At 40.1% G+C, this 14,476-nt stretch carries 10 protein-coding genes; 1 reads left to right on the forward strand and 9 read right to left on the reverse strand.

Annotated elements, in window-relative coordinates:
* Positions 1-76: 76 nt before the first annotated feature.
* From ACE3G9_RS13555 to rsuA, 9 genes are all read right to left on the reverse strand, one after another.
* Positions 77-2,374: an acyl-CoA dehydrogenase gene (locus ACE3G9_RS13555; protein ID WP_449219412.1), complete on the reverse strand. Its 2,298-nt coding sequence runs from the start codon at positions 2,372-2,374 to the stop codon at positions 77-79.
* 125 nt (positions 2,375-2,499) lie between these two features.
* Positions 2,500-3,129: a TetR/AcrR family transcriptional regulator gene (locus ACE3G9_RS13560; protein WP_417879030.1), complete on the reverse strand. Its 630-nt coding sequence runs from the start codon at positions 3,127-3,129 to the stop codon at positions 2,500-2,502.
* A gap of 548 nt (positions 3,130-3,677) precedes the next feature.
* Positions 3,678-4,847 carry a Na+/H+ antiporter NhaA gene (nhaA, locus tag ACE3G9_RS13565; RefSeq protein WP_449219413.1) on the reverse strand — a complete coding sequence of 390 codons (1,170 nt, stop codon included), beginning with the start codon at positions 4,845-4,847 and terminating at the stop codon, positions 3,678-3,680.
* Positions 4,848-5,068: 221 nt separating this feature from the next.
* On the reverse strand, positions 5,069-6,193 hold the full coding sequence (locus ACE3G9_RS13570; RefSeq protein ID WP_417879032.1) for a lipocalin-like domain-containing protein: 1,125 nt from the start codon (positions 6,191-6,193) through the stop codon (positions 5,069-5,071).
* Positions 6,193-8,646: an ABC transporter permease gene (locus ACE3G9_RS13575; protein WP_449219414.1), complete on the reverse strand. Its 2,454-nt coding sequence runs from the start codon at positions 8,644-8,646 to the stop codon at positions 6,193-6,195. Before ACE3G9_RS13575 ends, ACE3G9_RS13570 begins: the two co-directional genes overlap by 1 nt.
* Positions 8,627-9,298, reverse strand: a complete 672-nt coding sequence (locus tag ACE3G9_RS13580) for an ABC transporter ATP-binding protein (RefSeq protein ID WP_417879034.1) — start codon at positions 9,296-9,298, stop codon at positions 8,627-8,629. The genes ACE3G9_RS13575 and ACE3G9_RS13580 overlap by 20 nt, the downstream gene beginning before the upstream one ends.
* Before the next feature lie 178 nt (positions 9,299-9,476).
* Entirely contained in the window at positions 9,477-10,121 is a 645-nt protein-coding gene (locus ACE3G9_RS13585; RefSeq protein WP_449219415.1) for a DUF2913 family protein, read from the reverse strand.
* 30 nt (positions 10,122-10,151) lie between these two features.
* Complete coding sequence (locus ACE3G9_RS13590) at positions 10,152-11,342, reverse strand: Bcr/CflA family multidrug efflux MFS transporter (protein WP_449219416.1); 1,191 nt, start codon at positions 11,340-11,342, stop codon at positions 10,152-10,154.
* Positions 11,343-11,690: 348 nt separating this feature from the next.
* The gene (gene rsuA, locus ACE3G9_RS13595; RefSeq protein WP_417879037.1) at positions 11,691-12,392 is read right to left on the reverse strand and encodes a 16S rRNA pseudouridine(516) synthase RsuA; all 702 of its coding nucleotides are present in this window, start codon (positions 12,390-12,392) and stop codon (positions 11,691-11,693) included.
* A 733-nt stretch (positions 12,393-13,125) separates the two neighbouring features.
* On the opposite strand from rsuA, the gene ACE3G9_RS13600 reads away from it, so the two are divergent.
* The gene (locus ACE3G9_RS13600) at positions 13,126-14,418 is read left to right on the forward strand and encodes an outer membrane protein transport protein (RefSeq protein ID WP_417879038.1); all 1,293 of its coding nucleotides are present in this window, start codon (positions 13,126-13,128) and stop codon (positions 14,416-14,418) included.
* Positions 14,419-14,476 lie beyond the last annotated feature (58 nt).

Consider the following 14,476-nt stretch of genomic DNA (forward strand, 5'->3'; position numbering starts at 1 on the left):
CTAAAGCAAAAACGCCACAGTAGCTGTGGCGTTGTCATTAAGTATACTCAATTTTGTATGGTATGCGCACGTTCAATCAAGCGGCGCTATCAAGCTTTTTTGACGACTTCTCCTTTTTCTCTGCATCATGAGTACGAATTTCACTGAAATCATGGCTAAAGTGATCCACTTGAATTGAACGGTAACGAATTTCGTCCGCTTTCATCACTTGCTCCGCTTCGTCTTGGGTTAAGATTTTTTGCTCAACCGCCGCTTGTAAACGCTCTTTTAATGGACCAGCTTTTGCTAGCTTGCCATCTTTAACTGCTTTCATCATTTTACGCTCTAGATGCTTCACACCGTACATGGCAATGAACGCTCGTTCGATAAGCCCAACGCTGTCATTTTCATCATCGCCAATGTAGCAAAGGCGCGTTAAACGTTCACGATGTGCTCCCGGTGTCATTAAGCTTTCTGCCACTTTAGTTTTTTGCTTATCAGACGGTGCTTTAAAGCGATTACCTAATGGGAAAACCAACACTTTTAGTAGCATTCCAGCAACTCGACTCGGCATATTGCGGTAAGCTTCTTCTAAACCGTTGGCTGCCTGACTTAAGCAATGATTCATCGCATAATGAACGTAATCGAGATCGTCTTGCTGACAGCCTTCATCTTCATAACGTTTTAGCACTGCTGAGCCTAAATATAAATAACTCAATGCATCACCAAGACGCGCGGACAACATCTCTTTACGTTTTAGCTCACCACCTAGGGTTAGCATGGCAAAGTCTGTCGTCACCGCTAATGCTTTACTTAAACGAGTCATATCGCGGTAATACTGCTTCGTCGCACCAGAGGTATGAGATTTCGCAAAGCGAGAGCCCGTCAATGCCATGCTAAACGCCCCTAAGCTATTTTTAATGGCATAACTCATGTGTTTAAATAACAAGTCATCAAACGCTTTTGCACCGGCTTTTTCATCTGGATTTGCCGCCGCTTCCATTTCAGGTAGGACAAATGGATGACAACGCGTTGCGCCTTGTCCGAAAATCATCAAGTTACGGGTTAAAATGTTCGCGCCTTCTACAGTGATCGCAACTGGTACGCCATAGTAATGATGCGCTAAGTAGTTCATTGGGCCAGTTTGAATCGCTCGGCCTGAATGAATATCCATTGAATCGTTTAATATGGTACGCGCCATTTCGGTCATGTGATATTTAGCAATCGCGGTAACAATCCCTGGTTTTTCACCCATATCCAGTGAAGTCGTGGTTAAAGTACGCGCCGCTTCTAGCATGTACGTCATGCCACCGATACGCGCCATCGCATCAGCCACGCCTTCAAACTTACCAATCGACATGCCAAATTGCTTGCGTACATAACCATAAGCGCCAGTTGTTCGGCTAGTAAGGTGACCAATTGCCGTTCCGAGTGCCGGTAGAGAAATACCACGGCCTGCTGATAAACATTCCACCAGCATACGCCAGCCTTTACCTGCGTAATCTGCACCGCCAATTAGCCAATCCATAGGAATGAAGATATCTTCACCGCGAGTTGGGCCATTCATAAAGGCTAACCCTAGCGGATCGTGGCGCTCACCGATTTCTACGCCTTCATGATCAGCAGGAATCAACGCACATGTAATGCCAAGATTTTCTTTATCGCCAAGCAGGTGATCAGGATCATCTAACTTAAATGCGAGGCCAAGTACCGTAGCCACTGGCGCAAGAGTGATATAACGTTTATTCCAGCTAAGGCGAATGCCTAGAACTTCTTCTCCATTGTGCATGCCTCGACACACCACACCTTTATCTGGAATACCACCAGCATCAGAACCCGCTTCTGGCCCTGTTAAAGCGAAACATGGAATATCTGTGCCATCAGATAATCGTGGTAGCCAGTAATCTTTTTGCTCTTGTGTACCATAATGCGATAGCAGCTCACCCGGACCCAAAGAGTTAGGAACCATTACGGTTACAGCGGCACTAATACTGCGAGTAGCAATTTTGGTAACAATCGTTGAGTTTGCGTGCGCCGAAAAATTCAAGCCGCCATAAGCTTTATCAATGATCAGAGCAAAGAACTTCTCTTTGCGGATGTAGTCCCACACTTCTTTTGGAAGATCACGGTCTTCTTGTACCACTTTGTAGTCATCAAGCATCGCAAGTAATGTTTCAACTTGATTATCAATGAATGATTGTTCTTCTTCTGTCAACGTTGGTTTCGGATAGTTATGCAATGTTTGCCAATCTGGTGTACCTGAGAAAAGCTGACCATCCCACCAGACACTACCCGCTTCCATCGCTTCTCTTTCAGTACTAGAAAGCGGCGGTAATACTTGTTTAAACCATTTAAACGCTGGGTCACTGATCCATTTTTGTCTTAGCGAGCTCATAATCTATTCCTTTTTATCCACGTTATTCATTTAGTTGTTTTTGTTATGTTCAAGTCCAAGCATAGAAACTGTTCTTCAATATTTATGCTTGAAAGCTAGGTTTAATAAAACCCAGGTTTAAAAATCTAGGCTTGAGCGGCAACCCCTGCCGCTAAAAATGGGATTAACTGTTGAATAAACACATCGGAATCGACTTTCTTTCCATAAGAGTTATAAGCAATTTCCGCAAGTGCTTGACTTGATGACATGGTGAATACACAAGTACCTAAGGTGAAGTGTAGTCGCCAAAATAGAGTTTCAGCATCTAATGCTGGGTTGGCTTTTTTTACCGAGTCCGTAAATAGGTTAAGTACACTGCTGTATTGAGTCGTAATAAACCAACGTAGATGCCCTTGCACATCGGTATAACCACGGCCAATCAACAACATAAAACGACTTGCACCATTTGGACGAAGGTTATCAAGAGATAATACTGGATGTGTTAACGTATTAAACACCTCCGTCATGGTGTAATTATCACTTTGATTCAGCTTTGTTAGGCTTTTTTCCAACTCGGGCATAAAGGCTTCTAAGTAACGGTTAAGCACCGCTCTCACCAAAGTTTTCTTATCACCAAAATGGTAGTTTACCGACGCTAGATTTACATTAGCTTTAGTAGTGATCGTACGTAATGACGTATCATTAAATCCGTGTTCAGCAAACAATGCTTCTGCTACATCCATGATTTTTGCTTTTGTCTTATTCTTAACCGTCATTTCAATCGCTCGTATTAAACACTTGTTTGAATATTATCAGGATAGATCAATTGAACAAGCGGCAAAGATCACAAATGCGAAACATAGTTCACCAATAAATTTAATAAATATGCCCAAGTGACTTCAAGATGAAGCTTCCGAAAGGCAAGTTAAAGTTATATGGATATAGCAAGTTCGACACGTTATAAATAATCTCGATTTTTTTGAAAAAAGATTGAACCGAATGTAATTAACCCAGTCCTATATTACGTAGCAAGTGGAAATAAGCTGGAAACATGTCTTAATTTGTTCATCCATCAGTTTTCTACACCTAACTGCAATTTTTTCATATACAACTCCTATATTGTTTTTAGCCCATTTCAAATTGATTTGGGCTTTTTTTTGTCTTCATCAATCTGCCTTATCGAGTTTCTATAGACGTAAAAAAGGCCACTCCTTATGAAGTGGCCCCTTATTTACGCTGAAGTGGCTTAGTGTTCTTAAGTCATCAAGCTTTCTTAAATGCCCCGATCTTCTTAAATAAGTTCGCTTTATACCATTAAGATAGCTTACTCTTCTGTAGCAACTGATGTTGTCGTCTGCTTAGGTAAGAAACAATGCAATAGCACATAACCTAAAATTGCAGCAGTCGTTGAGCCAATTAAGATGCCAAGACGTGAATAAGTATCAAATGCAGCATCAACATTAGTAAAGGCCAGTGATGAAATAAAGATCGACATAGTGAAACCGATACCACATAGTACTGAAACCGCAAAGATATGCTTGAAGTTTATCCCTTCTGGTAATTGAGCAAAACCAGATTTTACTGACACCCAGCTGAAGGTAAATACACCTAGGGGTTTACCAACTATTAGACCTAACGCAATACCCATTGGTACCGTTGATGACAAGCCCGCTAGTGAAACCCCTGCTAAAGAAATACCCGCATTTGCAAAAGCAAAAAGAGGTAAAATCAAGAAGTTCACATAAGGATGCAATGCATGCTCTAGTGATTTCAGTGGAGATTTACCGCCTTCTTCACCTTTTAGGGGAATAGCAAAGCCGATTAATACACCTGCAAGCGTTGCGTGAACACCTGACTTCAGAACGCTCACCCATAAAATGAAACCGACAATCAAGTACCAACGTGTTTTGGTGACATTTTTCATGTTCATGTAGAACAAAACAGCGGTCGCAATAAAGCCTATCAGTAAAGCAAGGCTTGATAGATCACTTGAGTAGAATAGAGCGATAATAACAACGACACCTAAATCATCAATGATTGCTAAAGCAAGTAAAAATACTTTTAAGCTCACAGGAACACGTGGACCTAGTAACGCCATAATACCGAGTGCAAAGGCAATATCCGTTGCAGCAGGAATAGCCCAACCACTAGCAGCAACAGGATCACTGTAATTAAATACAAGATAGATTAAAGCGGGTGCAAGCATGCCGCCGACGGCCGCAATCGCTGGGAACATAGCCGTTTCTTTAGAACGTAATGCTCCTATCAGTAATTCACGTTTTACTTCCAGACCAATAAGTAAGAAGAACACCGCCATCAAACCATCGTTGATCCAATGTGATGCTGACATACCTAAAATGTAGGTATGGAGTGTATCTTGGTATAGGGAACCATATGATGAATTGGCAATCAGCATTGCAATAACAGCTGCAATCACGAGAATGATGCCACTTGCTGATTCCATCTTAAAAAAATTAACTACTTTATCGCGCATAAAACCTTTTCCTTAGTCTAGCGTAACTCATCTGATAATACATGCATCGATAGTATCTGGATAATTTAAACTATAAAAATCGATTGTTTAGATACGAACACTCGAATTTTCCGAATTAATAAAATTTAAAAAAAGTCTTTCACATATATACCCAAGTTAACAATATGAATGGCTCACATTTAACTTACCAAAAATCATACAAATAAGAATGATAGATGAGCCTAGTACCCCGTCAATTGCATAAAGCCAACACCTCTATGGCTTCCTGTGATTTGAATAGGCCCTTCCCATGACGGGATCCAAAATGGTAACCATAACTCTTTATTTAAAGATTGAGTAATCAAGCTGATTTGATAGTTTGGTAGCTCAATAACCCAACGTAAAGGTAAAAGTCTTCCATTTAGTAATTGTTGATTTTCAATTGGGTAAATTCTCACTTCACTATCTTTAATCTTCACTGTTGAGCCATTTTTATTCGATAATGAACCTGAAATATAGCGCATATTCTGTGGATTATGATATTGGGTTAAAGATAAGACTCGCCCATCGGATAAATGAAGGTTAAAGGTATCCCAACGCAATGAACGATTGGCGACAAGATGGTTACCCCACTCTTTATCTAACCAAGCAACACCTGACACATTTACTTCTTTACCATTCAAAATCAAACGTCCTTTAGCCTTAATAAAAGGAGCGCTAAATGAATAAGATGCGGTAGACATTAGATCGTGTGTTTTTTTATAGCCTTTATCACCATTTAAAACAAAAGGTCCATAAGCTGCATTTTGTAGTGAGACTTGAAAATCGTCGGTTTTAACATTCAACTGGCTTGCGATGGCAAAATTATTATTCGAAACCCAACTCCAATCATCGATCCATAGCCTAAACGGGTACATCATCACTCCGGCCTGCCCAATACCGCCACGGGCAATACGCTGCTGTGACCATGAATGCCTGGAAGTTGAGACAACGACTTGCGCCGTATAGATTTGTGCATTTCTCCAGCCCACGCCTTGATGATCACCATTAGCAACACGATAAACCGTCCACTGCACGCCATAGTCTAAGCCATCATCGCCTTTTAAGTTGGCACTGTAGTGCCAAACTTCATTATGAAAACCATTATGTTCAGAAAAATCTTTGCCGTACTTAATCGTATAATCTGGTAAAACCGGATCATATACAGCTTGATTACCTTCTTTCGATTCCGCTTGAAGATGAAGCTGATCAATTTCTTTCGCTACTAATCCTTTAACTAAGTGAGGGGCGAGCAAACCTGATAACAGCAAGAAAGCAAGCGTCACCACAATCGCTTTAAATATCCATTGGTGTTGTTCAGTCTTCATTATAATGAGTCCCTCAACAACTTCATTGGCGTCGATTTAACCATGTGCCAAACTGGCCATGCTCCAGCAATAAACAAACTCGAAAGTGACCAAACAAAAGTAGAAATATATTGTTCAGGCAATAAAGTGATTTGCATGGTCCAACCAAAAGCATTTTTAAGAACGACATCCACCATTAACTGCGCCACTAAAATACCAAGTGGTAAAGCAATGAAAGCAGTAAATAGCCCTATCGCAAGCAATTGTAGTGCCCCTAAAATAACTAACTCTCTACCAGAAACACCTAAACAACGCAGTAAAGCAACTTGCTTTTGCCTTGAAACTTCACCGGCAACGGTTGAAACAAATAAGCCGAACACCGCAATAAACAAGGTAATTTTCCCTAAGGTATCCGCCACTTTAAAGGTTTGATCAAACGCAATCATCGCCTTCGTATGCATAGCATTATTGTTATAGATTCTTTCCGGAGACAGGCTATAAGTTCTTTCCATCCGCTGTATTAAGTCACTTGGCTCGACTTGTTCATTCAATACAACACCTAAAGCCACATCGCCTTGGCCTTGGAAGGTGTCTGACCATTTATGTTCTGAGATAATCACCTGGTTATATGGATTCCCATAATCATAATAAACGCCTAAAACAGGCCAATGTCCACCTAAAGGCTCAGGTAAATTAATAATATCGCCAGGATGAATGTTATGTTTGAGTGACATCGATTCACTGACCATCACACCTCGATCATGATGCAAATGATACCAAAACTGTGGGACTGCTAATTTCACTGTTAACGATTTACGCTCACCTTCTGTTTCACCTGAGCTCACAACCTGGACAGTTTCTGTATTGGTTTGCAGTGATTTCTCCCACCGCCACCAAACACTCTTCACTTCAGGTTGTGTTTCAAGCCAATGGCTCATTCGAGCTGCAGAGGATATTGTCGGAGTAATATATAAATCAGCAGATAGCCGTTGAACCAACCATTTATCTGTCGTCTCTTTAAAGCTATGAACCATCGTTACCACGCCAATATTGGTTGCTAACGCCAGCATAAATGCCATTGCGGCAACACCACGATAACTCATACTGGCAGCCATATCAGCAAAGAACCAACGAACTTTGACCCACGGCATAGTATAAGAGAAGCTGGTAAATAACTTCCATAAACAATATGGCATCACCAAGCCAACACTCACTAATATTAATGCAATGAGAGTAAAGCCTTCTTTTTGATTACTCGGTGATTGATACAAAGCCACCGCCGCCACAGTACATATACAGGCGACAAAAGCTTGTAAACTAAACTCTCGACCAGCAAAACGCATTAATGATAAACGAGAAGTGAGTCGAATTGGTTGAGAGCGAACCAATCGAACAAGCGGCCAAAAACAAGACAATAGACAACCAAAGATAGACATCAATAAGCTGTATTGAATCCATTCCCAGTCCCATTTAATAGATAGGCCAACATCGGCATTATATAAATCACTTAAACTTGCTGAAACCGAAGGCATGAGTCGGTTCGCCAAAGCCAACCCAAGTACCGTGCCGCTCAACCAACTAATTAAAATCCAAGCCATAACTTCTAACAACAATGCTTTGGTTAACTGCCAGCCAGACACACCTGTTAAACGTAAAATACCCACTAGAGGCTGACGTTGGATAAAAGAAAGTGACATTGCTTGATAGAAAATAAATAAACCCACAAGGAAAGACAGCATTCCCATCGCAGTTAAATTCATATGAAAAGCTTTAGTGAGCGAACCTAGCTCAACACGAGTATTACGATGCAAGGAAATACCATCAGGCAAATAATTACGTAATTTTTCTAATTTAGCCGGTGACATTGCAGTACAAGCAATCATATCAAAGCCTGAACTACGATTAAGCTTTCGAAGCAAAGACATATCTGCTACGAGTCTTGAACCCGAAATTCTTCCTTGAGTATCTACCTTGATCGGCCCAATTTTTTCGCCTGATTTTAAAGTGATAAAATCATTATCAACTATATCTAGGTAGTTAGATAATTGAGAACTGATCAAAATTGGATATGGAGGACGCATCAGCTCAAGCATATCCGAAGAACCAAAACTTTGATTCTGCTTGAATGACAACATTATCACCGGATCAAAACCCACAATATTGAGTTGCATGCCACCTTCAGTCACAATTCGATAGTTATCAAAAGGGGCACATTGATGGAAACCATTGCGTCTTAATTGAATGTAAAAACCTTGAGGAATTTTATTACCCGTCAGTTTCGGCTGAATTCGATATGGGAGTGGATTTGAAAATAGCTTTTCACCATTAGCATAACTCTGCTTGGCATGATAATTAACCGCTAAAACACCGACGAACAGCGATATGCCTAGTGTTAAACCTAGCCATACGAGAAGAATTTGAAATGGGTGGCGACGATAATGGCCAAGTAGAGCTTTAGCTACGGGCCACAACATTCAACGCGCCTCCTTGTAATCGAACACAACCTTCTAAATGTGCAGCTACCCTTTCACTGTGAGTCACCAGTAATAAAGTGCAATTCATCTTACTCGACAGACTCGTCAATAAACGCATCACCGCTTCGGCATTTTTCTCATCTAGACTACCGGTTGGCTCATCCGCTAATAAGATCGAAGGCTCCATATATAATGCACGAGCAATCGCGGCACGTTGTTGTTGACCACCGGATACTTCTTCAGGATAACGGCCGAGCAATGGCATTAAGTCAAGTGAGGATAATATTTGACGCCAGAGATGTGGGTCTTCTGGTAAACCTTTTAATTGACGACAAAAGCGAATATTATCGGCAATATTCAGCGTTGTTAGCAAATTAAATTGCTGAAAAATAAGCCCAATATTATTACGACGAAAAGCATTTTTTTGTCTATCAGGGGCATCGTGCATAGGAAATTCAGAACAAATTACTTCACCAGAATCGCAAGAATCTAACCCTGCAATAATGTTCAACAATGTACTTTTCCCTGAGCCACTTTCTCCCATTAAAGCAAGTTGGGCTCCACGGTCTAATGATAACTCAGCACCTTGTAAAACGGGGTTAAATACGCCCCCATCAATATAACCTTTACAAAGATTTTTAAGATAAAGCATTAAACTTGCACCTGCGACCAATAATAAGAAAGGAAATTTACACTAATTAGCTTGTTGTAGGAAGAGCTTTACCCTATATGACCTGAGTTACCACTGTATATAACATCGACATACCAAATATCAGGCACCAATTCAATAAAACCACACCCCTTAAGTAACCAACTGATAATTAAAACTATCAATAATTCATTGGAATTTCAGCCAATTGGGGCCCAATGTTGCACGGATAAACTCGGTATTCACCGTGATACTTCACAATGGATTTATAGTCAGTTTGCTTATGTAATAAAAAACCTTGCTCTGTTGCCTCGGTGATAAAAGCTGCGTGGTTTCCTCTTACATAAAAACTCATCGGTTTAGTTAGTAACTCACCATCAAAGCAATCATCACATTGCTTAGCACATAAAACAAATGAGTTTGGCTGATCGGCAAAAATTTGTGTCTTTTCAGTTAACTCAAATTCATTAACGACTTCCCACCCCTTCGCTTCCATGTGATCCATAAAAGCTTCAATATCCGAATCTTTCAGCACTTTAGGCTCAGATTCCACGGGCAGAAAATGTTGGTATAATTTTGCAATGCGTTCAAACGTCACAAGAAGGTCACTACCTGCCCCTTTGCTACGGCTCAATTTTTGCCAACGAATCAGATCATTTTTCACACACCCATCAAATTCTTGAGTCTTTATGCTTTTCGTTACCCAGCGAGCTAAAAAATGAGTATTTGTAATCGGTGTATTGGCCAACTTACCGTTTTGATGCTGTTGCTTTAATTCTGATAAAGCACTGGTCACTACTCGTTGGATCTCTTGTGAATATTGCATGTTTTTCTCTAATTCAAAATTTGTATTCATTTAAGCATTTCGGCTCAATAACCAATAACAACTTGCCGACAATACTGCGCATAGGAACATTGCGATTACCATCGGCCATACATAACCGCTTGGTAAGAAAGCAATCAACGCACTGATGGCAGCACCCACGCCAAATCGTAGTGTACCGGCAAGCGAAGAAGCCGTGCCCGCCATTTGAGGGTAACTACTTAACAGTAATCCCATTGAGTTGCTACCGATAATCGAAATGGTACCAACAAATAAAATCACACAAGGCACTATCGCCCATAAGCCTAAACCTAATAACCAACTCGCCAAAAGTGCTACGCCAGCAAAAGTTTGGCACCAGAGACCAAAACGTAGCATCCAGTGCGAGCCCATTTTACGGACTGCGCGACCATTAAAGCTAGTCATTGCCACCATACCAACAACATTTAACGCAAACAAATAGCCAAAGTATTCTGGTTGTACGCCGTAGATATCAATATACACAAATGAACCTGCGGTAATAAAAGCAAACATACCAGCAAACGAAAATGCACCACAAAAGATAAGGCCAAAGACTACAGGGTTGGTAATTAATTTAAAATAATTACGCATGGTGGTTTTAAAGCGTAAAGTTTGCTTGTTTTCAGGTGCTAGCGTTTCAGGAATGTTAAACAACACCGCTAATAGAACGAAGAAAGACACCGCTGCAAGTACGGTAAAAATAGAACGCCAACCAAACCAAACCGCTAAGTGGCCACCAATCATAGGCGCCAACAAAGGTGAAATGGTAATAACCAAGGTAATAAAAGACATCGCTCGAGCAAATTCTTCTTTATCGAACATATCTCGAACTATGGCTTGCACAATCACAGCCGCTGCTGCACCAGCAAAACCTTGTGCAAATCGAGTGTATAATAAAGCTTCAATACTCGTCGTTGTAGCGCAAATAATAGAAGCAATTGCAAAGAACACAATTCCTCCCATTAAAATTGGACGACGACCATAACTGTCTGCTAAAGGTCCATGCAAAAGTTGCCCCAAAGCAAAGCCGGCTGTATAAGCGGTTAGCGTCGCCTGTACCAGGCCATGATTCACCATAAAGTCATTGGCAATAGTCGGCATTGCAGGCAAGTACATATCAATAGCGAATGGTGTTAATAAACCAATCGAACCTAAAATCAGAAATAAAACAAAGCTGCTTTTAGGTAAGGAAGTTTGCGGCATAGCGTGTCCTTTGTGAAAATAAATAAACAAACCACAAGTTGATAATTAGCGGCTTGGCTAAATATATAAAGAGATAAATAACATAAAGCTTTCATACCCGAATGACTTCAAGATGCAGAATTCAGAGCTCTCATCCAGGCCTTTAGGTAAAGAAGATTGGCGAAGGAATGTAGGCCCTTTCAAACCAATCTGACACGGCATAAAGGCTGGATGAATCTCACGAAAGGCAAGTTAAAACAAGCTGTATGCTAAGTTAAATTGCCAAGAGATAGAATCACTCTGATCATATTCAATTTGCCTTGCCTAAAACTTATTTTACTCTTGCTGAAACTTGCATCTCAACGTTACTTAAGTATAAATTGCAGCGACTTCTTCATTTGTTAATGGACGGTACTCACCAGGTTCAAGCGTCTCATCGAGAACAATCATACCAATTGATTCACGGTGTAATTGCTCAACTTTATTACCTAGAGCAGCAAACATACGTTTTACTTGATGGTACTTACCTTCCGAAATCGTCAGCAATAATTCATTTTGAGAAAAGTCCACGACTTCCATTTTTGCAGGAAGTGTCAGCCCTTTTTCGTTTCTCAATTGAATACCGTCTTGCAATTGTTGGATGTAATCATCACCAATCGCATCTTCTAGCCATACTCGATAAGTTTTCTCACATTTGTGTTTTGGCGAAGTAATACGATGTGACCATTGACCATCATCAGTAATTAATACCAAGCCTGTAGTATCGACATCAAGACGACCTGCGAAATGAAGCTTATCCATATTTACTTCATCTAATAGAGCAAACGCCGTCGGGTTATTGCTATCTTCATGTGAACAAACAAAGCCATCCGGTTTGAACAGCATGAAGTAACGAGGCCCCGGCATAGGTAAATGACGCTCTTGCCACTCAACATAGGATCCTTCCCCTACCTTGATTGAGGCGACTTTAACTATCTGCCCATCTACCGTTACTTCACCACGACGCAATAAAATCGTTGCTTCCCGGCGGGTTACCCCTAATGTTTCACATAAAAACTTATCTAAACGCATGAATACCTCTAGTCTGACTATCGCTTGTTGATCGAGTCAGCACACATAAATGTTGCTATAAACACTAGGGTTGGTTGAGCTTTTATCAGCATTTTTGCAGTGAAAGACCCACCATCCCTAATTCCAGCATGAGATATCATTATAGAGATATTTGCTTCATTAGTTGAGCTATTTCACAAAATTGATTTATTAATGAATTAAAGAAAAATACAACGCTCCAAGATCAGAAGGTAATATAAATCCTGTTATTTAAAAATCGATCCTTTTCTGGTTAAATAACAAACAACTTTATTGCAGATATTTTTTATTTTCTATTTATAGCTTTCTTAAATAGCTTTGTATCATTTTGTCACAATTAAATTTATCTTAGTTTTTTGCTTAATTTATATTCATAAAATAATGAAACATTATTTAGGCAATAAATTAACCCCCTCGACCTTAGTCTAAAATGAAATCAAAAAGTTAAGACACTGTTAGACCTTAGTCTTAACCTTCATCATCAGCATTATTTGACCAAAAAATAAACAACACAAAAACCAGACCATTATCAATAAGTTATACTGGTCATACCTGATTTATGGGAAGAAATAAGATAAATTGCAAAATTATTAACCTTGTAGCATTTTTTGAAAATTTAAATACCAAATTATCACATTAAGTAATAAAACTATTAACAACACATCGGACCAAGCCGATGCGGCACAATAAAATAATTAATGTGTAAGGGATGACAATGAAAAAAACACAATATTCACTATTAGCAATTTCGATTGCTCTTGCCTCTCAAGTTCATGCTGCTGGCTTCCAAGTAGTAGAACATTCCGCCTCTGGCCTAGGTCGTGCATTTTCTGGTGCAGGTGCTGTTGGTGACAACGCCAGTGAAATGTCAGCAAACGCCGCATCAATGATGCTATTTGAGAAGAAACAATTTTCTGGTGCAATTTCCTGGATTGAGCCTGAAATTGATGTCAAAGGTAATGATGCTACAGCTATTCCTGGGACAAATAATTCAGCAAACGACATCGCACCCTCCCAAGTTGTTCCTGCCTTTTACTATGTCAACCCTATTAATGAGCATTGGGCTTGGGGAATCGGCATGTACACTGATTACGGTGTAGCAACCGAATATCCTGGTGACTTTTTAGCTGGTGATATTTCAGGGGAAACTTCTTTAACTACTTTTAAATTTAACCCGAACATTGCATATAGATTAAATGACCACTTCAGTGTTGGTGCAGGCTTCAACGTAACTTATGCAAAAGCTGAATTAAAAAGAACTAAAGGTGCATTATACGTTGCACCGCCTCAATTTGGCGGTGGTGGTTCTCCATCTAATACTTTAATAAAAATGGAAGGAGATACCTTCGGTTATGGCTGGAACGTAGGTGCCTTATATGAAGTCAATGAAAACAACCGTTTTTCTGCTTCCTATAAATCAGCTGTCAAACTAAAGTTTGAAGATGGTGATTTTACTGATGGAGCTGGAGCATTTACAGGACAGCCTGGCTCAACAAATAATGCAGATTTAGATATTGAACTTCCTGATATTGTTATTCTATCCGGTTTCCATCAACTAAATAATCAATGGGCTGTTCACTATAGCTGGCAATGGACAAACTGGAGTAAGTTTACAGATTTAACTGCAACAGGAAGTGCTTGTGTCATAACAAGTGGAACATGCTTTACTAAGCAAGAAAAATATGATGATAACCAACGTTGGTCGATTGGTACTACTTACCAACCTACTGATAGCGTAATCCTACGTGCAGGTTTTGCTTATGATGAACAAGCTGGTCAAGCCACGTTAAGTATCCCAGATACTGACCGTTACTGGTACACAGCAGGTATCACTTACCTATGGACAGAAGATCTATCTCTTGATGCTGGCTTTGCTTACATTGATGGAAAATCAGGCAACTTTGATGAAACATCTAAGACTGGATCTATCACTGGCTTACCTCAAAATAACTATAACTCATCAGGTCCAGCTTACATCGGTTCTGTACAGTTAAACTACACATTCTAAGCCTTGCTTAAATGAACGACTAAAGCCCACCATCTCGGTGGGTTTTTTTATCGACGCT

This window comes from Vibrio sp. E150_018, from assembly GCF_053544035.1.